The sequence below is a fragment of the Pseudomonas sp. B37(2017) genome (assembly GCF_002112885.1).
In the GTDB taxonomy this organism is placed as follows: domain Bacteria; phylum Pseudomonadota; class Gammaproteobacteria; order Pseudomonadales; family Pseudomonadaceae; genus Aquipseudomonas; species Aquipseudomonas paraglycinae.
Genome location: NZ_NEIX01000003.1, coordinates 80,233 through 105,216, shown reverse-complemented (window position 1 = coordinate 105,216; position 24,984 = coordinate 80,233). Strand labels below are relative to the sequence as shown.

23 protein-coding genes are annotated in these 24,984 nt (G+C 60.3%); 19 read left to right on the top strand and 4 right to left on the bottom strand.

Features of this window, described 5'->3' with window-relative positions:
* The first annotated feature begins 217 nt into the window (after nucleotides 1-217).
* The 7 genes from CAF90_RS09730 to CAF90_RS09695 all read left to right on the top strand — a co-directional run bounded on the left by CAF90_RS09730 (nucleotide 218) and on the right by CAF90_RS09695 (nucleotide 5,861).
* Entirely contained in the window at nucleotides 218-856 is a 639-nt protein-coding gene (locus tag CAF90_RS09730) for a peroxiredoxin (RefSeq protein ID WP_085605990.1), read from the top strand.
* Between the two features lie 329 nt (nucleotides 857-1,185).
* Nucleotides 1,186-1,779: an NADPH-dependent FMN reductase gene (ssuE, locus tag CAF90_RS09720; protein ID WP_011336454.1), complete on the top strand. Its 594-nt coding sequence runs from the start codon at nucleotides 1,186-1,188 to the stop codon at nucleotides 1,777-1,779.
* An 89-nt stretch (nucleotides 1,780-1,868) separates the two neighbouring features.
* Complete coding sequence (locus tag CAF90_RS09715) at nucleotides 1,869-2,849, top strand: sulfonate ABC transporter substrate-binding protein (protein WP_007953529.1); 981 nt, start codon at nucleotides 1,869-1,871, stop codon at nucleotides 2,847-2,849.
* A gap of 25 nt (nucleotides 2,850-2,874) precedes the next feature.
* Nucleotides 2,875-4,023 carry an FMNH2-dependent alkanesulfonate monooxygenase gene (gene ssuD / locus CAF90_RS09710; RefSeq protein ID WP_011336452.1) on the top strand — a complete coding sequence of 383 codons (1,149 nt, stop codon included), beginning with the start codon at nucleotides 2,875-2,877 and terminating at the stop codon, nucleotides 4,021-4,023.
* Nucleotides 4,024-4,032: 9 nt separating this feature from the next.
* Nucleotides 4,033-4,815: an aliphatic sulfonate ABC transporter permease SsuC gene (ssuC, locus tag CAF90_RS09705; RefSeq protein WP_085605986.1), complete on the top strand. Its 783-nt coding sequence runs from the start codon at nucleotides 4,033-4,035 to the stop codon at nucleotides 4,813-4,815.
* A complete protein-coding gene (gene ssuB / locus CAF90_RS09700; RefSeq protein WP_085605983.1) occupies nucleotides 4,812-5,618 on the top strand; it encodes an aliphatic sulfonates ABC transporter ATP-binding protein in 807 nt (268 codons plus the stop codon). The genes ssuC and ssuB overlap by 4 nt, the downstream gene beginning before the upstream one ends.
* A 27-nt stretch (nucleotides 5,619-5,645) precedes the next feature.
* The gene (locus CAF90_RS09695; protein WP_007953520.1) at nucleotides 5,646-5,861 is read left to right on the top strand and encodes a molybdopterin-binding protein; all 216 of its coding nucleotides are present in this window, start codon (nucleotides 5,646-5,648) and stop codon (nucleotides 5,859-5,861) included.
* 160 nt (nucleotides 5,862-6,021) lie between these two features.
* On the opposite strand, the gene CAF90_RS09690 is transcribed toward CAF90_RS09695, so the two are convergent.
* Entirely contained in the window at nucleotides 6,022-6,654 is a 633-nt protein-coding gene (locus CAF90_RS09690; protein ID WP_039765384.1) for a TetR/AcrR family transcriptional regulator, read from the bottom strand.
* Between the two features lie 231 nt (nucleotides 6,655-6,885).
* Nucleotides 6,886-8,262 (bottom strand): glutamine synthetase family protein, encoded by a 1,377-nt coding sequence (locus CAF90_RS09685; RefSeq protein WP_007953516.1) that lies wholly within the window; start codon nucleotides 8,260-8,262, stop codon nucleotides 6,886-6,888.
* Nucleotides 8,263-8,540: 278 nt separating this feature from the next.
* On the opposite strand from CAF90_RS09685, the gene CAF90_RS29175 reads away from it, so the two are divergent.
* From CAF90_RS29175 to CAF90_RS09645, 8 genes are all read left to right on the top strand, one after another.
* Nucleotides 8,541-8,897 carry a gamma-glutamyl-gamma-aminobutyrate hydrolase family protein gene (locus CAF90_RS29175; RefSeq protein WP_139834478.1) on the top strand — a complete coding sequence of 119 codons (357 nt, stop codon included), beginning with the start codon at nucleotides 8,541-8,543 and terminating at the stop codon, nucleotides 8,895-8,897.
* A 93-nt stretch (nucleotides 8,898-8,990) separates the two neighbouring features.
* On the top strand, nucleotides 8,991-10,349 hold the full coding sequence (locus CAF90_RS09675; RefSeq protein WP_007953514.1) for a glutamine synthetase family protein: 1,359 nt from the start codon (nucleotides 8,991-8,993) through the stop codon (nucleotides 10,347-10,349).
* Nucleotides 10,350-10,405: 56 nt separating this feature from the next.
* Nucleotides 10,406-11,770 carry an aspartate aminotransferase family protein gene (locus CAF90_RS09670; RefSeq protein WP_085605979.1) on the top strand — a complete coding sequence of 455 codons (1,365 nt, stop codon included), beginning with the start codon at nucleotides 10,406-10,408 and terminating at the stop codon, nucleotides 11,768-11,770.
* A gap of 172 nt (nucleotides 11,771-11,942) precedes the next feature.
* On the top strand, nucleotides 11,943-13,055 hold the full coding sequence (locus CAF90_RS09665) for a polyamine ABC transporter substrate-binding protein (RefSeq protein WP_085605976.1): 1,113 nt from the start codon (nucleotides 11,943-11,945) through the stop codon (nucleotides 13,053-13,055).
* A gap of 187 nt (nucleotides 13,056-13,242) precedes the next feature.
* Complete coding sequence (locus CAF90_RS09660) at nucleotides 13,243-14,340, top strand: polyamine ABC transporter substrate-binding protein (protein WP_041475453.1); 1,098 nt, start codon at nucleotides 13,243-13,245, stop codon at nucleotides 14,338-14,340.
* A 73-nt stretch (nucleotides 14,341-14,413) separates the two neighbouring features.
* Entirely contained in the window at nucleotides 14,414-15,556 is a 1,143-nt protein-coding gene (locus CAF90_RS09655; RefSeq protein WP_007953506.1) for an ABC transporter ATP-binding protein, read from the top strand.
* A 35-nt stretch (nucleotides 15,557-15,591) separates the two neighbouring features.
* Entirely contained in the window at nucleotides 15,592-16,473 is an 882-nt protein-coding gene (locus CAF90_RS09650) for an ABC transporter permease subunit (RefSeq protein WP_170844921.1), read from the top strand.
* Nucleotides 16,470-17,360, top strand: coding sequence for an ABC transporter permease subunit (locus CAF90_RS09645; RefSeq protein WP_007953503.1), 891 nt, complete (start codon nucleotides 16,470-16,472; stop codon nucleotides 17,358-17,360). The genes CAF90_RS09650 and CAF90_RS09645 overlap by 4 nt, the downstream gene beginning before the upstream one ends.
* Nucleotides 17,361-17,418: 58 nt before the next feature.
* On the opposite strand, the gene CAF90_RS09640 is transcribed toward CAF90_RS09645, so the two are convergent.
* Complete coding sequence (locus CAF90_RS09640) at nucleotides 17,419-18,060, bottom strand: HD domain-containing protein (protein ID WP_085605974.1); 642 nt, start codon at nucleotides 18,058-18,060, stop codon at nucleotides 17,419-17,421.
* A gap of 190 nt (nucleotides 18,061-18,250) precedes the next feature.
* Between CAF90_RS09640 and CAF90_RS09635 the strand changes: the two genes are divergently transcribed.
* Entirely contained in the window at nucleotides 18,251-19,216 is a 966-nt protein-coding gene (locus CAF90_RS09635; protein ID WP_085605972.1) for a GlxA family transcriptional regulator, read from the top strand.
* 113 nt (nucleotides 19,217-19,329) lie between these two features.
* On the opposite strand, the gene CAF90_RS09630 is transcribed toward CAF90_RS09635, so the two are convergent.
* The gene (locus CAF90_RS09630; RefSeq protein WP_085605970.1) at nucleotides 19,330-21,741 is read right to left on the bottom strand and encodes a penicillin acylase family protein; all 2,412 of its coding nucleotides are present in this window, start codon (nucleotides 21,739-21,741) and stop codon (nucleotides 19,330-19,332) included.
* Nucleotides 21,742-22,130: 389 nt separating this feature from the next.
* Here CAF90_RS09630 and CAF90_RS09625 point away from each other — a divergent pair, with 389 nt between their 5' ends.
* Genes CAF90_RS09625 through CAF90_RS09615 form a run of 3 tightly spaced genes read left to right on the top strand, consistent with a single transcriptional unit; the run spans nucleotide 22,131 to nucleotide 24,949 of the window.
* Entirely contained in the window at nucleotides 22,131-24,389 is a 2,259-nt protein-coding gene (locus CAF90_RS09625) for an S-type pyocin domain-containing protein (protein ID WP_371915856.1), read from the top strand.
* Nucleotides 24,382-24,633 carry a bacteriocin immunity protein gene (locus CAF90_RS09620; protein WP_085605966.1) on the top strand — a complete coding sequence of 84 codons (252 nt, stop codon included), beginning with the start codon at nucleotides 24,382-24,384 and terminating at the stop codon, nucleotides 24,631-24,633. Before CAF90_RS09625 ends, CAF90_RS09620 begins: the two co-directional genes overlap by 8 nt.
* Nucleotides 24,596-24,949: a bacteriocin immunity protein gene (locus CAF90_RS09615; protein WP_371915855.1), complete on the top strand. Its 354-nt coding sequence runs from the start codon at nucleotides 24,596-24,598 to the stop codon at nucleotides 24,947-24,949. Before CAF90_RS09620 ends, CAF90_RS09615 begins: the two co-directional genes overlap by 38 nt.
* The last annotated feature ends 35 nt before the right edge of the window (nucleotides 24,950-24,984 follow it).

Below are 24,984 nucleotides of genomic sequence, written 5' to 3'. Positions count from 1 at the left end.
CTCACCCCCGTAAGCCGTTCCCGATGTTCCCCTCTTTACAGCAACTCAAGGCCTTCTCGAACCTTGAGGGCGATGTTCGTCGCGATGCTGCGGGACGTCCAGTGAACAGATGTTTAATATTCTTTAAAGATATAAATATCTAGTTATTTATTCTTTTTCAGAAGATCGAATCCCGAGCTACAGTTGAGGTCTCCAACAACTCATCAGGAGCCGCACCATGAGCCTCAGACTTGGCGATATCGCCCCCGATTTCGAACAGGATTCCAGCGCCGGCAAGATTCGTTTTCACGAATGGCTGGGCGATAGCTGGGGCGTGCTGTTTTCCCACCCGGCGGACTTCACTCCGGTCTGCACCACCGAGCTGGGCTTCACTGCCAAGCTCAAGGACGAGTTCACCCAGCGTGGCGTGAAGGCCATTGCACTGTCGGTCGATCCGGTGGACTCGCACCACAAGTGGATCGAGGACATCAACGAAACCCAGAACACCATCGTCAACTTCCCGATCCTGGCCGATGCCGATCGCAAGGTGTCCGATCTGTACGATCTGATCCACCCGAACGCCAACGACACCCTGACCGTGCGTTCGCTGTTCGTGATCGATCCGAACAAGAAGATCCGCCTGACCATCACCTACCCGGCGAGCACCGGGCGCAACTTCCACGAGATCTTGCGGGTGATTGATTCGCTGCAGCTCACCGATAACTACAAGGTGGCCACCCCGGCCAACTGGCAGGACGGTGAAGAAGTGGTGATCGTGCCGTCGCTCAAGGACGAAGAAGAAATCAAACAACGCTTTCCGAAAGGCTACCGCGCGGTGAAACCGTACCTGCGCCTCACCCCACAGCCGAACAAATAACCTACCTCGGATCGTTCCCACGCTCCGCGTGGGAATGAATACATGGACGCTCCGCGTCCACTGTGACGCAGAGCGTCACGGGCGGCATTCCCACGCGGAGCGTGGGAACGATCAGTCAGGGAGCGATCAGTACGAACCACGATGCAGGGTTTCAGGCCGTTTTCACGGCCTGTTTTTTTGCCCGCAGGAAAGTGAAATGCATATCTCCATAAAGAATAACCAAATGAATAAATATGATTTATAGATATATGAATCAGCTGGTAAGGTCACTGACATCGAAGCGAGATCGCAACCCGCGAATCGCCTGTAACGCGCAAGGAATCGTCTGAATGCTGGTCGTCTCACTCGGTGGCAGTCCCAGTCAACGTTCCCGCTCCGGGGTGTTGCTGGAGCGCTCGCAACGCTGGTTGCAGCAGCAAGGGGTGGAAGTGGTGAGTTATCAGGTGCGGGACTTCCCGGCCGAAGACCTGCTCCACGCCCGCTTCGACAGCCCGAAGGTGCTCGACCTGCTGCAACAGATTGAAAACGCCGATGGCCTGCTGATCGCCACGCCGGTGTACAAGGCGTCGTTTTCCGGCGCCCTGAAGACCGTGCTGGATCTGCTGCCCGAGCGTGCGCTGAACCACAAGATTGTTCTGCCGATGGCTACCGGCGGCAGCATCGCCCACATGCTGGTGGTCGATTACGCCCTCAAGCCTGTGCTGTCGGCGTTGAAGGCCCAGGAAATGCTGCAAGGGATTTTTGCCGAGGACAGCCAGATCGCCTACGGCGAAGGCAGTGCCCAGGCGCAGTTGGCGCCGGCTCTGGAGCAGCGGCTGCATGAAGCGCTGGACCAGTTTGTCAGCGCCATGGCCCGCCGGCCGAAGCCGCTGGAGCCGGGGCTGTTGAACGAACGTTTGTTGAGTGCTCGCTGGAGCATTTGAGCCACACCGAACCTTGAAGTACTCACCTTACTCAGCCGCCAACGGCCAAGCAGGTGCAGCCAAAACCCAACAGCAAAAAGGAGAGCGCTATGCGCACTGTATTTTTGCGTCGTGGTCTGGTCGCTCTGTTTGCTGCGGCTGTGTCCTTCGGCGCCATCACTCAAGCTCAGGCCGAGACGCTTCGGATCGGTTATCAGAAGTACGGCACGCTGGTGCTGCTCAAAGCCAAAGGCACTCTGGAAAAGCGTCTCGCTGCTCAAGGCGTCGACGTGCAATGGACTGAATTCCCCGGCGGCCCGCAACTGCTGGAAGGCCTGAACGTCGGCTCGATCGACTTCGGCGTCACCGGCGAAACCCCGCCGGTCTTTGCCCAGGCGGCCGGTGCCGATCTGCTCTACGTGGCTTACGAGCCACCAGCGCCGAACAGCGAAGCGATCCTCGTGCCGAAAGATTCGCCGATCAAATCGGTGGCGGATCTCAAGGGCAAGAAAGTCGCCCTGAACAAAGGCTCCAACGTTCACTACCTGCTGGTGCGTGCGCTGGAAGACGCCGGCCTCAAGTACACCGACATTCAAACCGTATTCCTGCCGCCGGCCGATGCCCGCGCCGCGTTCGAACGTGGCAGCGTCGACGCCTGGGTCATCTGGGACCCGTACCAGGCCGCCGCCGAGAAACAGCTGCAAGCGCACACCCTGCGTGACGGCAAAGGCATCGTCGACAACCACCAGTTCTACCTGGCGACCAAACCCTACGCACAGAAAAATCCCGAGGTGATCAAGACCCTCGTGGAAGAAGTGCGCGCCGTCGGCGAGTGGTCCAAGGCCAACCCGGAAGACGTGACCCAACAGGTGTCGCCGCTGCTCGGCCTGCCGGCAGACATCACCCTGACCTCGGTGAAACGCCAGGGCTACGGCGCGCTGTTCCTGACCCCGGAAGTGGTCGCCGCACAACAGAAAATCGCCGACACCTTCTACCAGCTCAAGCTGATCCCCAAGCCGTTGAGCATCAAGGACGTGATCTGGACCCCACCGGCCGCTGTGGCCCAAAGCTCGGTCACCCAAGCCCAGTAAATCGAATCCCCAAGGAGACCACTCCATGAGCCTCAACATCTTCTGGTTCCTGCCTACCCACGGCGACGGCCATTACCTTGGCACCGCCGAAGGCGCCCGCGCCGTCGACCACGGCTATCTGCAACAGGTCGCGCAAGCGGCGGATCGACTGGGTTTTGGCGGCGTGCTGATTCCCACCGGCCGTTCCTGCGAGGACTCGTGGCTGGTGGCGGCATCGCTGATCCCGGTGACCCAGCGTCTGAAATTCCTTGTCGCCCTGCGCCCCGGGATCATTTCCCCGACGGTGGCGGCGCGTCAGGCTGCGACGCTGGATCGATTGTCCGGTGGTCGTGCGCTGTTCAACCTGGTGACCGGTGGCGATCCGGAAGAGTTGGCCGGCGACGGTCTGTTCCTCGATCACGAAGCGCGCTATCAGGCCTCGGTGGAATTCACCCGGATCTGGCGCCGCGTGCTGGAAGGCGAAACCGTGGATTACGACGGCGAGCACATCAGCGTGAAGGGCGCCAAATTGCTCTATCCGCCGATCCAGCAGCCGCGTCCGCCGCTGTATTTCGGTGGTTCGTCGGAAGCGGCGCAGGATCTGGCCGCCGAACAAGTGGAAATGGTCTTGACCTGGGGCGAGCCGCCCGCAGCCGTTGCCGAGAAGATCGAACAGGTGCGTGCCAAAGCCGCCAAGCTCGGACGCACCGTGCGCTTCGGCATTCGTCTGCATGTGATCGTGCGGGAAACCAACGCCGAAGCCTGGCAAGCGGCGGATCGCCTGATCTCGCATCTGGACGACGACACCATCAAACGTGCCCAGGCTTCGCTGGCGCGGTTCGATTCGGTGGGCCAGCAACGCATGGCTGCGCTGCACGGTGGCAGTCGCGACAACCTCGAAGTCAGCCCGAACCTGTGGGCCGGCGTCGGCCTGGTGCGCGGCGGTGCCGGTACCGCGCTGGTTGGCGACGGCCCGACCGTGGCGGCGCGCGTGAAGGAATACGCGGATCTGGGCATCGATACCTTCATCTTCTCCGGTTATCCACACCTCGAAGAATCGTATCGGGTAGCCGAACTGCTGTTCCCGCACCTCGACGTCGAGCGTCCGGAATTGCCGAAAAGCGCCGGTTACGTCAGCCCGTTCGGCGAGATGGTGGCCAACGACATTCTTCCCAAAGCCGCGTCCCAGAGCTGAGGCGCCGCCATGAAGAAATTTATCCACAGCCTCGCGCCCTGGGCGTTGCCGGTGTTGTTGCTGGCGGTGTGGCAGTTGTTGGTGTCGGCGGGTTGGCTGTCGACGCGGATTCTGCCGGCGCCGGTGGCGGTGATCGAAGCCGGCGTCAGCCTGGTGCGCAGCGGCGAAATCTGGACGCACCTGGCAATCAGCGGCTGGCGCGCCGCGCTGGGGTTCACCATCGGTGGCAGCATCGGTCTGGTGCTGGGCTTCATCACCGGCCTGTCGAAGTGGGGCGAGCGTCTGCTCGACAGCTCGGTGCAGATGATCCGCAACGTGCCGCACCTGGCGCTGATTCCGCTGGTGATCCTGTGGTTCGGCATCGACGAGTCGGCGAAGATTTTCCTGGTGGCATTGGGCACGTTGTTCCCGATCTACCTCAACACCTATCACGGCATCCGCAACGTCGATCCGGCGCTGGTGGAGATGGCGCGCAGTTATGGCCTATCCGGTTTCAGCCTGTTCTGGGAGGTGATTCTGCCGGGTGCGCTGCCTTCGATTCTGGTCGGCGTGCGCTTCGCCCTAGGCTTCATGTGGCTGACGCTGATCGTGGCGGAAACCATTTCCGCCAGCTCCGGCATCGGCTACCTGGCGATGAACGCTCGCGAGTTCTTGCAGACCGACGTAGTGGTGCTGGCGATTCTGATGTACGCGGTGCTCGGCAAGCTGGCCGACCTCGCTGCCCGTGGCCTTGAGCGTGTGTGGCTGCGCTGGCATCCGGCGTATCAAGTGGCGAGAGGAGGTGCGGCATGACCGCTCAACAACCTCCACGCCTGCTGCGCGGGATTCCGCTGGCGGTGCGCAACCTGCGAAAGACTTTCGGCTCGCGGCAGGTACTGCGTGACATCGATCTGCACATTCCGGCGGGGCAATTCGTCGCCGTGGTCGGGCGCAGCGGATGCGGCAAAAGCACGTTGCTGCGCTTGCTGGCCGGTCTCGACCAACCCACCGGCGGCGATCTGCTCGCCGGTGCTGCACCGCTCAGCGATGCGCGGGATGACACCCGGCTGATGTTCCAGGAAGCACGGCTGCTGCCGTGGAAAAAGATCATCGACAACGTCGGGCTCGGCCTCAAAGGCAACTGGCGTCCACAAGCCTTGCAGGCGCTGGATGCGGTCGGCCTCGCCGATCGCGCCAATGAATGGCCGGCGGCGCTGTCCGGCGGGCAGAAGCAGCGCGTGGCGCTGGCCCGGGCGCTGATTCATCAACCGCGTCTGTTGCTGCTCGACGAGCCGCTGGGCGCGCTGGATGCGCTGACCCGGATCGAGATGCAGCAACTGATCGAACGTCTCTGGCAACAGCATGGTTTCACCGTGTTGCTGGTGACCCACGACGTCAGCGAAGCGGTGGCGATTGCCGACCGGGTGATTCTGATCGAGGACGGCGAAGTCGGCCTCGACCTGCAAGTGGAGCTGCCGCGCCCTCGAGTGCGTGGTTCCCATCGCCTGGCGGCGCTGGAAACCGAAGTGCTCAACCGTGTGTTGTCCCTGCCCGGCGAGCCGCCGGCGCCGGAACCCGTTTCACCCTTGCCTACGCAACTGCGTTGGGCTCAATAACTCAAGCAAACGACAGGAATCAATGCCATGACTATCAAAGCCATCAACGTACGCAACCAGTTCAAAGGCGCGATCAAGGAGATCGTTCTCGGCGACGTGCTGTCGGAAATCGACGTGCAGACCGCTTCCGGCATCGTCACGTCGGTGATCACCACCCGTTCGGTCAAGGAGCTGGAACTGGAGGTCGGCAGCGAAGTGATCGCCTTCGTGAAATCCACCGAGGTGTCCATCGCCAAGTTGTAAGGGCGTGGGACAAAAACAACCCCGAAGGGTGTGAGCCCTTCGGGGTTTTTTGTTGATCGTTCCCACGCTCCGCGTGGGAATGCCTCTGGGGACGCTCCGCGTCCAGTGACGCGGAGCGTCTCGGGCTGCATTCCCACGCAGAGCGTGGGAACGATCATCGCTAGAGAATTCGCTTGGGAAGATACGGCGGCAGATAAAGTCCGATATAGGCATCGAACACCCGCATGCCTTCCTCGGCCATGCGCGGGGTGATCTGCCCGTGCTGTTGCACCGAGCGGGCGTAGACGCGGTCGCCCAGTTCCATGGCCAGCGCGAACACGTCGACGTCATCCGGCAGTCGCGGCAGTTCGAAATGATGGTCGAACAGCTTGTGCATCAGGTCGCCGAGTTCGAGGTCGTGCTGACGGTCAGCCTGGGTGACTTCGGTGAGGCCGTGTTGCGCGAGGATCAGCTGGCGGGCGGCGGCATCCTCGCCATAGATCTCCAGCATCCGCTCTTCGACCAGCCGCGACAGGTCACGCCAGTCGCGCAGGGCATCGTGATCGATCGGCGCTTGCAGGCAGGCGCGGAAGGCCGCGTGCACATCTGCCGTCAGCGCTTCGAGCAGCGCCGGGACGCTGGCGAAGAAGTGGTAGACCGAAGAGGGCGGAATCTGTGCGCGCTCGGCCACGCTGTAGATCGACAGGCTCGCCACGCCCTCGGCGGCCAGCAGCGTGCGCGCGGCGTCGAGTATCGAATCGATCCGCGCCTGACTGCGGGCACGGGGTTTGCGGACGGGGGCGGGACGCGTCATGAAAGTCTCCTGCGGGGCAGCGGGCATTGTACGAGCCGGCTCTTGTGTTGTCTTGTCGGCCGCTTTCGGGAGCAAGCCCCCTCCCACGGGGTATCTCCTGTGAGATGAAATTTTCTGTTCGCAGGAGATTCACTGTGGGAGCGGGCTTGCTCGCGAACCGCCGCAGGCGGCCATAAAAAAACGCCGCTGGCTGCGATAGCCGACGGCGTTCTTTTTGGCGCTGCAATCCGCTTAAACGGTGTGCAGGTACCAGTTGTACTCGAGGTCGGAGATGGAGTGTTCGAACTCCTCCAGCTCGCTCTCTTTACAGGCGACGAAGATATCGATGTATTTCGGATCGATGTACTTGGCCATCACCTCGCTGTCGTCCAGCTCGCGCAGGGCGTCGCGCAAGTTGTTCGGCAGGCTCTGCTCGTTCTGCTCGTAGCTGTTGCCTTCGACCGGAGCGCCCGGTTCGATCTTGTTGACCAGACCGTGGTGCACGCCCGCCAGGACCGAAGCCATCAGCAGGTACGGGTTGGCGTCGGCGCCGGCAACGCGGTGTTCCAGACGGACCGCGTCGGCGGAGCCGGTCGGTACGCGCAGGGCCACGGTGCGGTTGTCCAGGCCCCAGCTCGGCGAGTTCGGCACGTAGAACTGTGCGCCGAAACGGCGGTAGGAGTTGACGTTCGGGCAGAGGAAAGCCATCTGCGCGGGCAGGGTCTCGAGCACACCGCCGATCGCGTGACGCAGCGCGGCGTTCTGCTCGGGATCCTCGCTGGCAAAAATGTTTTTGCCTTCTTTGTCGAGAACCGAAATATGGACGTGCAGACCGTTGCCTGCCTGGCCCGGGTACGGCTTGGCCATGAAGGTGGTGTCCATTTCATGGTCGTAAGCGATGTTCTTGATCAGACGCTTGAGCAGGACCGCGTAGTCGCATGCCTTGATCGGGTCGGCGACGTGGTGCAGGTTCACTTCGAACTGCGCCGGGGCACTTTCCTTGACGATGGCGTCGGCCGGGATGCCTTGCTCTTTGGCGCCTTCCAGAATGTCCTGGAGGCAGTCGACGTATTCGTCGAGGTCGTCGATCAAGTAGACCTGGGTCGAATGCGGGCGTTTGCCGGAGATCGGCGAGCGCGGCGGCTGAGGGCGGCCGTTCACGTTTTCCTGGTCGATCAGGTAGAACTCGAGTTCGAATGCGGCGCAGATGGTCAAGCCCAGCTCGTCAAACTTTGCAACAACTTGACGGAGCACTTCGCGCGGGTCGGCGAAGAAAGGGTCACCTTCGAGTTCGTGCATGGTCATCAACAGTTGCGCGGTCGGGCGCTTCTGCCATGGCTCGTTGCACAGGGTATCGGGGATTGGATAGCAGATACGGTCGGCGTCGCCGATGTCCAGGCCCAGGCCGGTGCTTTCCACCGTCGAACCATTGATATCCAGAGCAAATAGAGAGGCCGGCAGGTTGATGCCTTTCTCGTAAACCTTGTGGAGGCTGGTGCGTTCGATGCGCTTGCCGCGCACCACACCATTCATATCCGCAATCAGAAGGTCAACGTACAGAACCTCAGGATGTTCCTTAAGGAACGCGTTCGCTTCGTTAAGCTGAACGGCACGCGGGGGTACCGACATGATGCAACACCTTTGTTGTTAAAAATATCAATCATTGATCTTTTCTGGTTTCAGTCAACCCGAACGGCCTGCCGAAGTCAAGCGAGGCCTTTTCTGCCCTGAAAAAGCGCCACGAGGGCATTTATGGGGCACTTTGGGGCATTTTTTTATCCGTGAAGGACGCGCCACCCGCAGGCTTGAGCAGGCCGTGTTGTATTTTTTACGGGGGTGTTGTGTAAAAAAATGAACAAGGCTAAGCTCGGATCAAACCCATAACAGCAATAATACCGGGGTGCTTCATGTCTCGCCTGCCGTTAATCGGCGTCACCGACTGCTCTTTGCAGTCCGGTCTGCATGCTTATCACATCAGTGGCGACACGTCCGTCCGCAGTGCGGCCAGCAAGGCCTGCAACGTGCCAGCGATCTCCCAGCGCATGGCAGATCGAGCGCCAGCGTCCGATATTCTGGACGTGTGCGAGGGCATCCTCTTTAGCGGTTCTCCTTTCAATATAGATCTCTTTCCTGCTCCCGGCCTGCACCGCGTCCGTCGCCGTGCCCGTGATTCCGCACGCCCGGGATGTGCACAGGAAATGCAACGCCAGCGTAAAGGGCAGGTAAGCTCCTCCTTCATTGTCTATGCGCGGTGCCTGGCGTAAGCCGGCACTGCGCGCAAGCAAGGCCCTTTAACGCGACGCCCCGTGCGTCAAACTTGCCTGACATGCGTCAGGAGACTCAGCCCAGAGGCATTTATGAGTAACAACCTCGACCAGCTCACCGATTGGTTGAAAGACCACAAGATCACAGAAGTCGAATGCATGATCGGCGACTTGACCGGCATCACCCGGGGCAAGATCTCGCCGACCAACAAGTTCATCGCCGAAAAAGGCATGCGCCTGCCAGAGAGCGTTCTGTTGCAGACCGTGACCGGCGACTACGTCGAAGACGACATCTATTACGAGCTGCTCGACCCGGCCGACATCGACATGATCTGCCGTCCCGACCAGAACGCCGTGTACCTGGTGCCCTGGGCCATCGAGCCGACCGCCCAGGTGATCCACGACACCTACGACAAGCAAGGCAACCCGATCGAGCTGTCGCCGCGCAACGTCCTCAAGAAAGTCCTGAAACTCTATGCCGACAAGGGCTGGCAGCCGATCGTTGCGCCGGAAATGGAGTTCTACCTGACCAAGCGCAGCGACGACCCTGACTATCCGTTGCAGCCGCCAGTTGGCCGTTCCGGGCGTCCGGAGATCGGTCGTCAGTCGTTCTCCATCGAAGCGGCGAACGAATTCGATCCGCTGTTCGAAGACGTCTACGACTGGTGCGAATTGCAGGAGCTGGACCTCGACACGCTGATCCACGAGGACGGCACGGCGCAGATGGAAATCAACTTCCGTCACGGCGATGCCCTGTCCCTGGCCGACCAGATTCTGGTGTTCAAACGCACCATGCGCGAGGCCGCCCTCAAGCACAACGTGGCCGCGACCTTCATGGCCAAGCCGATGACCGGCGAGCCGGGCAGTGCGATGCACCTGCACCAGAGCATCATCGACATCGAGACCGGCAAGAACGTGTTCTCGAATGAAGACGGGACCATGAGCCAGTTGTTCCTGCACCACATCGGTGGCCTGCAGAAACTGATTCCGGAATTGCTGCCGCTGTTCGCACCGAACGTCAACTCGTTCCGCCGCTTCCTGCCGGACACCTCGGCGCCGGTGAACGTGGAGTGGGGCGAAGAAAACCGCACCGTGGGCCTGCGCGTCCCGGATGCCGGCCCGCAGAACCGCCGGGTGGAAAACCGCCTGCCGGGCGCCGACGCCAACCCGTACCTGGCGATTGCCGCGAGCCTGCTCTGCGGCTACATCGGCATGGTGGAAGGCATCAACCCGAGCGCGCCAGTGGTGGGCCGTGGTTACGAGCGCCGCAACCTGCGCCTGCCGCTGACCATCGAGGACGCCCTGGAGCGCATGGAAAACAGCGCGACCATCGAGAAATACCTGGGCAAGACCTTCATCACCGGCTACGTCGCGGTCAAGCGGGCCGAGCATGAAAACTTCAAGCGCGTGATCAGTTCCTGGGAGCGTGAGTACCTGCTCTTCGCCGTCTGATACGCCGGGCGCGGTGGCCAGCCGCCGCGCCTTCACCGATAACAAGGAGAATTGGCATGACCAGCAACAACCCGCAAACCCGTGAGTGGCAAGCCCTCAGCAGCGATCACCACCTGGCCCCGTTCAGCGACTTCAAGCAGCTGAAAGAAAAAGGTCCACGGATCATCACCAACGCCAAGGGCGTGTACCTGTGGGACAGCGAGGGCAACAAGATCCTCGATGGCATGGCGGGTCTGTGGTGTGTGGCGATCGGTTATGGGCGCGATGAGCTGGCCGATGCGGCCGCCAAACAAATGCGCGAACTGCCTTACTACAACCTGTTCTTCCAGACCGCCCACCCGCCAGCACTGGAACTGGCCAAGGCGATTGCCGACGTGGCGCCGGAAGGCATGAACCACGTGTTCTTCACCGGTTCCGGCTCCGAAGGCAACGACACCATGCTGCGCATGGTTCGCCACTACTGGGCGATCAAGGGTCAGCCGAACAAGAAAGTCATCATCAGCCGAAAGAACGGCTACCACGGTTCCACCGTGGCCGGCGCGAGCCTGGGCGGCATGACCTACATGCACGAACAGGGCGACTTGCCGATTCCGGGCATCGTCCACATCGCCCAGCCGTACTGGTTCGCCGAAGGCGGCGACATGACCCCGGAAGAGTTCGGGATCTGGGCGGCCAATCAGCTGGAAGAAAAGATTCTGGAAGTCGGCGTGGACAACGTCGGTGCCTTTATTGCCGAGCCGATCCAGGGCGCCGGCGGCGTGATCATTCCGCCAGACACCTACTGGCCGCGCATCAAGGAAATCCTCGCCAAGTACGACATCCTGTTCGTGGCCGATGAAGTGATCTGCGGTTTCGGCCGTACCGGCCAATGGTTCGGCAGCGATTTCTACGACCTCAAGCCACACATGATGACCATCGCCAAAGGCCTGACGTCCGGCTACATACCGATGGGTGGCCTGATCGTGCGTGACGAAGTGGTGGCGGTGCTCAACGAGGGCGGTGATTTCAACCACGGCTTCACCTACTCCGGCCACCCGGTGGCGGCAGCGGTGGGTCTGGAAAACATCCGGATTCTGCGCGAAGAGAAAATCATCGAACGCGCCCATGAAGAAACGGCACCGTATTTGCAGAAACGTCTGCGCGAACTGAACGATCACCCGTTGGTGGGTGAAGTGCGCGGAGTCGGTCTGCTGGGGGCCATCGAGCTGGTGAAGGACAAGGCCACTCGCAAGCGTTACGAAGGCAAGGGTGTGGGCATGATCTGCCGCCAGTTCTGCTTCGACAACGGGCTGATCATGCGTGCCGTGGGCGACACCATGATCATTGCGCCGCCGCTGGTGATCAGCAAGGCGGAGATCGATGAGCTGGTGACAAAGGCGCGCAAGTGCCTGGACCTGACCCTGAGTGCGTTGCAGGGCTAAGTGCTAGGCTCTGAGCGATGGAGCTGTTGCGCTGTCGCTCGGAGCTGTCAGAAAGGCTGGTCTTTTCTTGAAAGACCGCCTCGGATCTTGCCAGACTAGCCGCGGTTCCAGTTGTCCGGGTTCGGCCACTGAACAAAGTGGTTCAAAAAAGAAAAATTTGGAGCATTAACGCATGAAGGCATTAGGCAAAAAGCTCGCTGGCAAGACTCTGCTCGCCATGTCCCTGATGGGCGTGATGGCGGGTGCGGTTCAGGCGGACGACAAGGTGTTGCACGTTTACAACTGGTCCGACTACATCGCGCCGGACACGGTTGCCAATTTCGAAAAAGAGACGGGCATCAAGGTCGTCTATGACGTTTTCGACAGCAACGAAACCCTGGAAGCGAAGCTGCTGGCCGGCAAATCCGGTTACGACATCGTGGTGCCTTCCAACAACTTCCTGGCCAAGCAGATCAAGGCCGGCGTTTATCAGGAACTGGACAAGTCCAAGCTGACGAACTGGAAGAACCTCGACGAAGACCTGCTCAAAGCCGTTGGCGACGCCAGCGACCCGGGCAACAAGCACGCGTTCCCGTACATGTGGGGTTCGATCGGCATCGGTTACAACCCGGAGAAGGTCAAGGCTGCGCTGGGCGTCGACAAGATCGATTCCTGGGACATCGTGTTCAAGCCTGAAAACATCGAGAAGCTGAAAAGCTGCGGCGTGAGCTTCCTCGACGCGCCGACCGAAATGATTCCGGCGGCTTTGCACTACCTGGGCAAACCGACCAACAGCAAAGACAAGGCTGACCTGAAAGCCGCCGAGGACCTGTTCCTCAAAGTGCGTCCTTCGGTTGCCTACTTCCACTCCTCGAAGTACATCTCGGACCTGGCCAACGGCAACATCTGCGTGGCGGTCGGCTACTCGGGTGACCTGGAACAATCCAAGACCCGCGCCAAGGAAGCCGGTGACAAGGTCAAACTGGCCTACACCATTCCGAAAGAAGGTGCCGGTACTTTCTACGACATGGTCGCCATTCCCAAGGATGCCGAAAACGTCGAAGCCGCCTACAAGTTCATGAACTACCTGCTCGAGCCGAAAGTGATGGCCGAAATCACCAACGCCGTGCGTTTCCCGAACGGCAACAAGGCGGCCACCGCCCTGGTGGACAAGGAAATCACCAGCGATCCGAGCATCTACCCTTCGGCTGAAGTGAAGAAGCAGCTCTATGCGATCAGCGATCTGGACGCACCTACCCTGCGCCTGATCACTCGCAGCTGGACCAAGATCAAATCCGGTAAATAAGCCGGTTTGAAGCAGTCACCGCTGGCCGTCGCCTTCATCTGGGCGGTCAGTGGTGCAATTAAATGACAGAAAGTTTTGCTGGAACGGTTTTTCGAAGGTAAGTTGCGCGCCGGTTTTGTTGCCGGGCAACCGTGACTGTCATGCAGCACGGGGCAACTTGGGCCCAACTAAATTAGAGGACCTCCACTTGCCTATTTTTTCTTCTTTGCGCAATGCCCTGCTGGCCGCTGCCGGCCTGACGTTCGCTGTCGGTGCCCAAGCCGCCGGTACTGTGCATATTTATAACTGGTCGGATTACATCGGCGAGACCACCCTGGCCGATTTCCAGAAAGAAACCGGGATCAAACCGGTCTACGACGTGTTCGATTCCAACGAAACCCTGGAAGGCAAACTGCTCGCCGGGCGTACCGGTTACGACGTGGTCGTGCCGTCGAACCACTTCCTCGGCAAGCAGATCAAGGCGGGCGCGTTCCAGAAGCTCGACAAGGCGCAACTGCCGAACTATTCCAACCTCGATCCGGTGCTGCTCAAGCGCCTGGAACAGAACGATCCGGGCAACCTGTACGCCGTGCCGTACCTGTGGGGCACCAACGGCATCGGCTACAACGTCGATAAAGTGAAGGCCGTGCTCGGCGTCGACAAGATCGATTCCTGGAGCGTGCTGTTCGAGCCGGAGAACATCAAGAAGCTGCACAGCTGCGGCGTGGCGTTCCTCGATTCGGCCGATGAAATGATGCCGACCGTGCTCAACTACATGGGCCTGAACGCCAACAGCACCAATCCCAAGGATTACGAGAAGGCCACGGCCAAACTGCTGGCGGTGCGTCCGTACGTGACCTACTTCCATTCCTCGAAATACATCGGCGATCTGGCCAACGGCGACATCTGCGTGGCCATCGGTTTCTCCGGCGACATCTTCCAGGCCAAGAATCGCGCCGAAGAAGCCAAGAAGGGCGTGAACATCGCCTACTCGATCCCGAAAGAGGGCGGCGCGCTGTGGTTCGACATGCTGGCGATTCCGAAGGATTCGGCCAACGTCAAAGAGGCCCACGCCTTCATCAACTATTTGCTGAAACCTGAGGTGATCGCCCAGGTCAGTGATTACGTCGGTTACGCCAACCCCAACCCGGGTTCGGACAAGCTGATGGAGCAGTCCATCCGCACCGACGAGTCGGTTTATCCACCGCAGGCCGTGCTCGACAAGACCTACGTGTCGATCGAGTTGCCGCCGAACATTCAGCGTTTGATGACCCGCAGCTGGACCAAGGTCAAGTCGGGTAAATAGCTTCAACGTACAAACTATCCTGGGTTCGTCTTGCGTGGGCGAACTGCACTCTTTTTTTCTGGGAGTTTTGTAAATGGCAGTTGCCTCCGGCGCCTATAAGAAAGCCCTCGAGGGCGACCAGACACCGAAACAGGTGCTGGTCAAAATCGACCGGGTCACGAAGAAGTTCGACGAGACGGTTGCCGTGGACGATGTGTCCCTGGAAATCAAGAAGGGCGAGATTTTCGCCCTGCTCGGCGGTTCGGGATCGGGCAAATCCACTCTGCTGCGGATGCTGGCAGGGTTCGAACGGCCCACGGAGGGGCGCATTTTCCTCGACGGCGTCGACATCACCGACATGCCGCCGTACGAGCGACCGATCAACATGATGTTCCAGTCCTACGCCCTGTTCCCGCACATGACCGTGGCGCAGAACATCGCGTTCGGCCTGCAACAGGACAAGATTCCCAAGGCCGAAATCGACGCCCGCGTGGCCGAGATGCTCAAGCTGGTGCAGATGAGCCAGTATGCCAAGCGCAAGCCGCACCAGTTGTCCGGCGGTCAACGTCAGCGTGTGGCACTCGCCCGTTCTCTGGCCAAGCGGCCGAAGCTGTTGCTGCTCGACGAGCCGATGGGCGCACTGGACAAAAAACTGCGTTCGCAGATGCAGCTCGAGCTGGTTGAGATCATCGAGCGCGTAGGCGTGACCTGCGTGATGGTGACCCACGACCAGGAAGAGGCCATGACCATGGCCGAGCGCATCGCGATCATGCACCTGGGCTGGATCGCCCAGATCGGCAGCCCGATCGACATCTACGAAACCCCGACCAGCCGTCTGGTCTGCGAATTCATCGGCAACGTGAACATCTTCGAAGGCGAAGTGATCGACGACGCCGAAGGCCACGCGACCATCACCTGCAAGGATCTCGACCGGCAGATCTACGTCGGCCACGGCATCAGCACCTCGGTGCAGGACAAGTCCGTGACCTACGCGATCCGTCCGGAAAAACTGCTGGTCACCGCCGACCAGCCGACCTGCGAATACAACTGGTCGAGCGGCAAGGTGCATGACATCGCCTACCTCGGCGGCCATTCGGTGTTCTACGTCGAATTGCCGAGCGGCAAGCTGGTGCAGTCGTTCGTGGCCAACGCCGAGCGCCGTGGCGCACGTCCGACCTGGGGCGATCAGGTCTACGTGTGGTGGGAAGACGACAGCGGCGTGGTACTTCGCTCATGAACATGCGCAAATTCAAACGCCGGCTCAATCGAATAATTCCCGGTGGCCGTCAGCTGGTCATCGGGGTTCCGTTCATCTGGCTGTTCCTGTTCTTCATGCTGCCGTTCTTCATCGTTCTGAAGATCAGCTTCGCCGAAGCGGACGTGGCCATCCCGCCGTACACCGAGATCTACACCTACGCCGAGCAGAAGCTGCAACTGCTGCTGAACCTGGGCAACTACGCGATGCTCGGCGACGACGAGCTGTACATCGCCGCCTACCTCGGCTCGCTGAAGATGGCGTTTTTCAGCACGCTGCTGTGCCTGTTGATCGGTTATCCGATGGCCTACGCCATCGCCAGCGCCCGCAAAGAGCTGCAAACGGTGCTGGTGCTGCTGATCATGATGCCGACCTGGACCGCGATCCTGATCCGCGTCTATGCGTGGATGGGCATCCTCAGCAACAACGGCCTACTCAACGGTTTCCTGATGAGCATGGGCCTGATCGACGAGCCGCTGCAGATCCTCAACACCAACCTGGCGGTGTACATCGGCGTCGTCTACTCGTACCTGCCGTTCATGATCCTGCCGCTGTACGCCAACCTGGTGAAGCACGACACCAGCCTGCTGGAGGCCGCTTCCGACCTGGGTTCGAGCACCTTCAACAGCTTCTGGAAAATTACCGTGCCGCTGTCCAAGAACGGCATCATCGCCGGCTGCATGCTGGTGTTCATCCCGGTGGTGGGCGAGTTCGTGATCCCGGAACTGCTGGGCGGTCCGGAAACCCTGATGATCGGTAAAGTGCTCTGGCAAGAGTTCTTCAACAACCGTGACTGGCCGGTGGCGTCCGCCCTGGCGGTGGTGATGCTGGCGATCCTGATCGTGCCGATCATCCTGTTCAACCGCAGTCAGGCCAAGGAAATGGAGGGTAAAGAATGAAGCGCTTCCGTTTCTCCAGCCTGATGCTGGTGCTCGGTCTGTTGTTCATCTACCTGCCGATGCTGATCCTGGTGATCTACTCGTTCAACGCCTCGAAACTGGTAACGGTGTGGGGCGGCTGGTCGGTGAAGTGGTACGTCGGCCTGCTCGACAACTCGCAACTGATGGGCTCGGTGGTGCGCTCGCTGGAAATCGCCTGCTACACCGCGATTGCCGCCGTGGCGCTGGGTACGCTGGCAGCCTTCGTGCTGACCCGCATCACCCGCTTCAAGGGTCGCACGCTGTTCGGCGGCTTGGTCACCGCGCCATTGGTTATGCCTGAGGTGATTACCGGTCTGTCGCTGTTGCTGCTGTTCGTGGCCATGGCGCAGATGATCGGCTGGCCGCAGGAGCGGGGCATCGTCACCATCTGGATTGCGCACACCACGTTCTGTGCGGCGTATGTGGCGGTGGTGGTGTCGGCGCGTCTGCGTGAGCTGGACCTGTCGATCGAAGAAGCGGCGATGGACCTCGGTGCGCGGCCATGGAAGGTGTTCTTCCTGATCACCATCCCGATGATCGCGCCGTCGCTGGCAGCGGGCGGCATGATGTCGTTCGCGCTGTCGCTGGATGATCTGGTACTGGCGAGCTTCGTCTCCGGCCCGGGTTCGACGACCCTGCCGATGGAAGTGTTCTCGGCCGTGCGTCTGGGCGTGAAGCCTGAAATCAACGCCGTGGCCAGTCTGATTCTGCTGGCGGTGTCGCTGGTGACTTTCCTGGTCTGGTTCTTCAGCCGCCGTGCCGAAGAAGCCCGCAAGAAAGCGATTCAGCAGGCCATCGAAGAAGGCGCTGCCGATTCGTGGAAGCAACCGGACGTGCGCCGGGCGCCGACGCCGGAAGCGGCTTAAGTCTGCGGACACAAAAAACCTCGCGACCGGAAACGGTCGCGAGGTTTTTTTATGCCGGTCAGGAAACCCAGGGCGACTGGCGAATCACCTCGACGAAGTTCATCGGCTTGAACCCCGGCGCCTGATCCTTCAGCACATCGGTCTTCACATTGCCGAACGTGGTCTGCGGACGATGACGCAAGCCATCGGCGAACGCGCAGATGATGCACTCCTTGAAACCTTCGCCCCGTGGATGCGCATGCACCACCGCCTCGCGCTGCACCGTGGTGAACGCCGCGTAGTCCATGCCCAGCACGTCCATCTCGACGCCTGCGGTCACCAGCGCCACGGTCGGGCGCAGATGCTTCGGCACCCCCGGCGTGGTGTGCAGGGCGATCGACAGCCAGACCTGCTCGATGTCGTCATCGCTCAACCCGTACGGCTTGAGAAACGCGGCGGCTGCGTTGGCGCCATCGACTTCGAAGCGCTCGTCATCACTGCGGTGACCTTCGACCAGACCCAGGTCGTGGAACATCGCGCCGACGTACAGCAGCTCCGGATCGTAGGCCAGTTGCTGGCGCTCACCGCTCAAGGCACCGAACAGAAACACCCGGCGCGAGTGATGGTAAAGCAGGTCGGATTCGATGTCGCGGATGTACTCGGTGGTGGCCCGGGCGAGGGCGCTGTCGGGGATCTGGATACCGGCGATGGTCGTGGTCATGTTGAGCTTCCTCGTCGAAAACGCCGTCGCGGCGCTGATGGGGAAAGTCTGTTCCCGGGGGCAAAACCGGACAATCGATCCATGGCTGCGATCCTTGCCATTCCACCTGCAAATCGTGCCAGCTCGCTTCTGCGGCGAGGATTGGCTAGGGTTGGCGCTGATCCGCCATTCCCCGGGAGCCGAGATTGCCATGAACAGAACCGTCGCCATCGTGGTGTTCCCCGGCGTGCAGGCGCTGGATGTCAGCGGGCCGATGGACGTGTTCGCCGAGGCCAACCGCTTCCTGGCGCCGGAGGATCATTACCGGCTCGACGTGATCGGCGTCGAGCGCGGATCGATGGCGTGCTCCAACGGGCTGAACCTGAGTGCGCATCGGCATTTCAGCGAAGCGTCGCAGGTTTACGATTTACTGCTGGTGGCGGGTGGGCCGCAGTTGCCGTTTCTGGACTTCGGCAGCACGTTCGATGCCTGGTTGCGTGAGGCCTGTGGGCGGGCGCGGCGATTCGGCTCGATCTGCAACGGCGCATTCATGCTCGCCCGTGCCGGGTTGCTGGACGGGCGCACGGTCACCACCCACTGGAACGACGCCGAAGCGCTGGCGCAGTTGTGCCCGTCGAGCCGGGTCGAGGCTGATCGGTTGTACGTCGAGGATGGCCAGCTCTACACCTCGGCGGGGGTGACGGCGGGGATCGATCTGTCGCTGTACCTGCTGGCGCGTGATTACGGGGCCGAGGTGGCGCTGAGCGTGGCCAAGCGGCTGGTGGTGTTCACCCAGCGCTCGGGCGGGCAGTCGCAGTTCAGCCCGTTCCTCACGCCCCATGCCGAGCCGACGTCGGCGGTGGCGATGGTGCAGCTGTATGTGCTGGCCAATCTCACCGGCGACCTGACCATCGCCGATCTGGCGAATGCCGCGAACATGAGTGCGCGGAATTTCTCCCGGGTGTTTGCTCGCGAAGCGAAAGTCACCCCGGCGGAGTTCGTCGAGCGGGCTCGGGTGGATGCGGCGCGGGTGATGCTTGAAAGCACCACGGCGCCCCTGAAGACGGTGGCGTATCAGTGCGGGTTTCGTGATGCGCAACATATGCGCAGCGTGTTCAATCGGCGGCTGGGGGTGACGCCGCAGCAGTTTCGGCTGAATTTTGCGGCGATGGTTTGAGATCTGTTTTGTTCTGACTGACCCCTTCGCGAGCAAGCTCGCTCCCACAGGAAACCGCGATCCAATGTGGGAGCGAGCTTGCTCGCGAAGGTGCCGCTCCAGTCAGCAAAAACCTATTGAGCTGACCGCGCCGGCAACAGCTTCAAGGTACTGCGCGTATTCGCCGTCACCTCTTCATCACTGAAATGCGCCTGCACATACATCCCGTCCACATACGCTTCCGCCTGATCGTCATAGTGGCTGTCGAACGGCACGCCGCTCTGGCCCACCGGGTTGATGGTCAGGCTGTGAGCCGGGTCGGCGAAGTCCACGAGCCGGCGGGTCGACGGGCCGTAGGTCACCGGCCACGGCGCCGGGCCGATCTTCGCCGAGAGGTTGTTCGGCACTTCATGGGAGCCCGGTGCGGCGAAGGGGCCGACGTTGAAAATGCGGTCCAGCGGTTTCTGCTGACCCAGCGGATGACCATGGGTCAGGGTGTGCGCCTTGCCCCATTGCCAGCCGGAAGCGTCGTCGCCGAGGATCGACTTCAGGTGCGCCATGCTCGCCTGCCACGCGGCGCGCACGGTGTCGGCGCGGGTCTCCTTGTTCGGCGTGCTGCGGTTGTCCCACCACGGTGAATCGGCATTCGCCGCGAGCTTAGGCAGGGCTGCATCGATCACTCGGGTCGACAGCAGGGTTTCGAAGAAATCATTGCCCAGCTCATCGCGCATCGCCGCGTCGGCGAGGTCGTAGAGGAACTGGTTGAACACCGTCGCACTGACCGAATCCAGCGGATAGTCGCCTTGCCATTGGGCCAGTTGTTCGATCAGCTTTTGCTCGGCAGGATTGCCCGCCACTTCACGCAATACTGGCAGCAGCGGCGCCAGCAGACGCGGGCCGTAACCGGTGGTGGTGCCCAGTTGCAGCTTCTGGTTGGCTTCGTTGTCCCACTTCACGTTCTTGTCGGCGAGCTGGTGGTTGAGCTGCTGGCCACGGTCGGCGAGGTTGTAGTAACCGGGAATCTCCATGCCGGTCGGCGACACGGGCTGGAAGTTGGCCGAGACGATATAGCCCCGCGCCGGATTCTCTTCCTGCGGGTTGGCGCTGAACGGGAAGTAGCCGTCCTTGTCCGCCTGATTGCTGCTGCCGTCGAGAATGAAGCCAGGCTTCACCCCGGCCGGTCGCTTGGGCAATAGCGCCGAGGCCCACCACGCGATATCGCCCTTGGCGTTGGCGTAGACGATGTTCAGCCCCGGCGCCTGCACCTTCGCGGCAGCGGCACGGGCTTTGGCCAGGGTGTCGGCGCGGTTGAGCTGGTAGAAACCTTCGAGGATCGGATTCGGTGTTTCGAGGAGCGCCCACCACATCGCAATCGGGGTTTTCCCGGCGGCGCTGCCGAGGGCGTCGTTGACGATCGGCCCGTGGGGCGACTGACGCAGAGTGATGGTCACCGGGGTCTGGCCTTTCACCGCGATCTGCTGCTCGGTCTTGACCATGTCGGTCCACTCGCCGCGATACCAGACCTGATCCGGGTTGTCCGGATTGACCTTCTCGGCGATCAGGTCGAGGTCATCGTTCTGGAACATGGTCAGGCTCCAGCCGAAATCCAGGTTGTGGCCGAGAAACGCAAACGGCACCAGCGCCTGATGATGTCCGTAGAGTTCAAACCCCGGCGCCGACAACTGCGCCTCGTACCACACCGACGGCACCGAAAAACGAATGTGCGGATCGCCCGCCAGCAAAGGCTTGGCGCTCTTGCTGTGGCTGCCGGCGATCACCCAGGCGTTGCTGCCTTCGAACTGCGGCAGACCGTTGTCGATCAGCGCCTGTTCGCTGACGCGGGCGAGGGTGTTCAGGTCTTTCCAGTCTTCGGCGGCGAGGGCCGGTGCGGTGCCGGCGTGGCCCTTGGCGAGCACGCCCTTGGGCTGCCAGTCGAGGTCGAAGACGTTGAGGTAATCGGCGCCCAGTTGATCGCGCACGTAGGTCAGCAGCGGTTCGGTGCGAAACGCGGCGGCGAAGCTGTAGGCCATGTAGCCGGCGACGCTGATGCTGTCTTCGGCGGTGAACGGCCGCTTGGGGATGCCCAGCACGTCGAACTCCACCGGGGCGGCGTGCGAGTCCTGATATTGATTGATGCCGTCCAGATAGGCTTGCAGGGCCTTCCACGCCGGTGACTGCTTGTCGAGGCCGGCCACGTAACTGGCGGCACGCTCGCGAATGCGCAGGCTGCGGAACAGTTTGTCGGTGTCGAGCAGTTTCGGCCCGAGCACTTCGGCCAGTTCGCCCCGGGCCAGACGGCGCATGGCTTCCATCTGAAAGAGGCGATCCTGGGCGTGCACATAGCCGAGGGCGCGGTAGAGGTCGGTCTCGTTTTCGGCACGGATGTGCGGCACGCCGCGCTCGTCGTAACGCACGGTCACCGAGCCTTGCAGGTTGCGCAGCTCCACCTGGCCCTGACGCGTCGGTTGCTTGCTGTAGAGGTAACCGCCGACCCCGATGGCGGAAATGACGATCAGCAACGCAAGTACGGTCAGGCCTTTTTTCATGAAAAATCTGCTCCCTGTCGTTCTATTTATATGAAGGCATTGATGGTGCTGATCTATTTGAGGATCACAACCGGGATTTCATAACACAGTATTTCTTGAATAGGAAGTTTCCTTCAGGTTTTCGGGAAGTGCACTACAAGTTTGTTGTTGCTGCGTTTAACGGGGCGGGCCTATAAAAGACCTCGAGAAAAAGCAGAGGGCGAAAACAAAGTTCGCGAATTCAATACATGGAATAACTGACATGGAGAAGTCGTATGAGTGATATTGAAAATTATCTTGGACCTCACAGACAAACCGGGCCAGGCAGATATGAACTGGCCCCCATACCGGTTCGGGACAGGGCTCCGTCTCGATTGGGGCAGGGTGGGTTTTTCTCGGGAAGTTGGGGTTTGAATGAAGGACCGCATAGAGGAACAGGTCAAGGGTCTGGAAAACTTGATCCGTTAACTCCATTTATCTGGAATGATTTGATGCAGGAGCAACAGAATGCTCAGGCATATATTGATCTTGAGTACGCTGGAGTATTCAGCAATATCGGCGCGGCATCAAACAATGAAGTAGAGCAGGCCAGGCAAGCAGCCAGTGCTGGACTTTCTGCGGCTCAGAAGGTCAAGGCCGATCAAGAAGTAACCATTCAGGTTATTCATTCAAAGTTGTTGGAGTATCGGGCTCATACCGAGACCGCTTACTCGCTGTATGGACATAATCCATTTTTCCTGATGAAGGATTTGTCCTTCAAGAAGATAAGAGACAGTCTGGCATTGCCGGTTCCGGATGTTTCCGTCGCTTATGCGGCGATCGACAGGGCCTATCGCTCGGCAATGGAGCTCCGGCGCCTTTCGTGGGTGATGGCTATCATCGCCAATCAACTTCCGGAGTTGGCCACAAGAAGAGCCCAGGTTGAGGCCGCGACGCCAACCACGAGGGACGCCCAGCAGATTCTTTCTGCCGAAAGGCTATCCGTGGTGAATCTGGAAACGAATATCCGCCTGCACTTCCTGCCGGGTTTTCTGGTTGAAAAAATCGCCGCTGCAGCGGGCTCAACCGGAGGCAGTCTCTCCCAGACACTCACCAATTATAAAATCGCAGCGGACAGCATTCGTGCTGTCGAGCAGGCAGCCGTCCGGCCTTATGCAATCGCCAATCCGGCGATCAACGCCCCGTTGAGCAAGCCTGAGCTCGAAGCGCTGAAGAACCTGGTGGACTTGCAGGCCACGACCGAACTGGGCAAGCGCTGGCAGGACTATCACGCGTCACTCCTGCATTCGGAAAACGCCCGGCATATGGCAGCGGCGGCGGACGCATTTGCCGGTCTGATCGCCCGCGCCCAGGAGGCGGAGCGGTTGCAGGAGCAGATACGCGTTGCCCGGGAGCAAGAAGCCCGGCAGTTGCAGGAACAGGCACGTATCGCCGCGCAGGTTGAAGCCAGGCGTGTTGCCGATGAGCAGGCACGTATACGGGAGCAGGCTCGTATTGCCGCTGAAGCAGAGGCAAGGCGCCTTGCCGAGGAACAAGCACGCATATCGGCAGAGGCCATTCGCAACGCCCATACCTTCCGCGCGCCAGGTGCCGCTTCGGCTACAGGGCCGTTGTTCATGACATCAGCCGGAGCCGTGGCGGTTGTCGAGGCCGCTTCGGCCAGTCTGCAAGCGGCCGTTCGTAGCGCCATCGCGGGGTTAGGCAGCCTTGCGGCCAGTGTCGGGGCTGGCGCGGTCGTCGGTGTTTCAGCGTTGGTCTACTCGTCGAAACTGGGCAACGGCGAATTGCCTGACCGTTACGCGTTCAGCACGCCGCTGTCGGACCTCGCACCAGATTTCGCACCCGATCTGCACGCCATCGCGGCGGCTGGCGGGACGGTTGATCTGCCTTTCCGTGTCAGTTCAAAGACCGACGCGAACGGGCAGTCAGAGGTTTTTGTCGTCAAGACTGATGGGCGGAATATTCCGTCGGCGGTCAGGGTAGTGGCAGCCTCCTACGACGCCGAACGCAACGTCTACACCGCGACCACCACCGATGTTCCGCCACGCACCCTGACGTGGACCCCGATCGTCAATCCGGGAAACAGCTCGACGACCTCACCGTACGGGCAACCGGATGTGCCTGCCTATACTGGGGCAACAGTGGTTCCGGTAGAGGGACGCCTCGATTCGTTCCCGGGCGTTTTCGAAGCCGGATTCGATGACTATGTGCTGGTGTTCCCGCAGGACTCCGGGCTGCCACCGAACTACACGATGTTTCGGGATCGGCGGGAGGATCCGGGTGTCGCATCAGGTGTGGGGCAGGCGGTATCGGGCAACTGGCTCGGGAGCGCATCGCAGGGCGAAGGCGCGCCGGTGCCGGCGCAGATTGCCGATCAGTTGCGAGGGCGGGAGTTCAGGAATTTTCGGGCGTTTCGAGAGGCGTTTTGGAAGGCGGTGGCTGGGGATCCGGAGTTGGCGGCTCAGTTTGATCGCAGCGCGCTAGCTAGTATGAAAGACGGCCAATCGCCTTTTGTTAAAGAGAGTGAGCAAGTTGGGAAGCGTGTGAAGATTGAGTTGCATCACAGGAAATATATTTCTGAAGGTGGCGGGGTTTATGAGGTTGACAACATAGTCGCAATGACTCCAAAGAGACATATTGGTATGCATAGAGGGTCAGATAATGATTAAGTTAATTAGCGAAATGTCAGAGTCGGATTTTCTGAAGTTTGTTACGAGAATTTATGACAACGACTATGAAAGTGAAGAGGAACACATCGATGCTGTTTTTGAGTTCAAGGCCTTGAGTGAGCATCCATCTGGATCGGATCTGATTTTTTATCCAGAGCCAGGAAAAAGTGGACCGGCAGCTGTAGTTGCAGAGGTCAAAGCGTGGCGTGCAGTCAACGGAAAGTCTGGTTTTAAAGAGGTTTGATATTCATAAATGTGGTTGTGCCCCTGGCAATTTTGTCAGGGGCATTTTTACAGGGTGGTGTGGCTTGTTAAATATTTCGGACTATGCGGAAAGAGAGTTCTTGGATTTTGTAATTTCAATTTGTGATGCTAGTGCTCGAACAGAGGAGGAAGATGTAAAACTGGTATTGGAATTCAGGCGGTTAACAGAGCATCCGGACGGCTCGGATCTGATCTATTACCCAAGAGATGATAGGGATGATAGTCCTGAAGGGATTGTAAAGGAGGTTAAAGAATGGCGCGCTGCTAATAACAAGCCCGGATTCAAGGCGGTTTAGTCTTTTACTGTCAATATGCTTCTAACGTCTTTGAT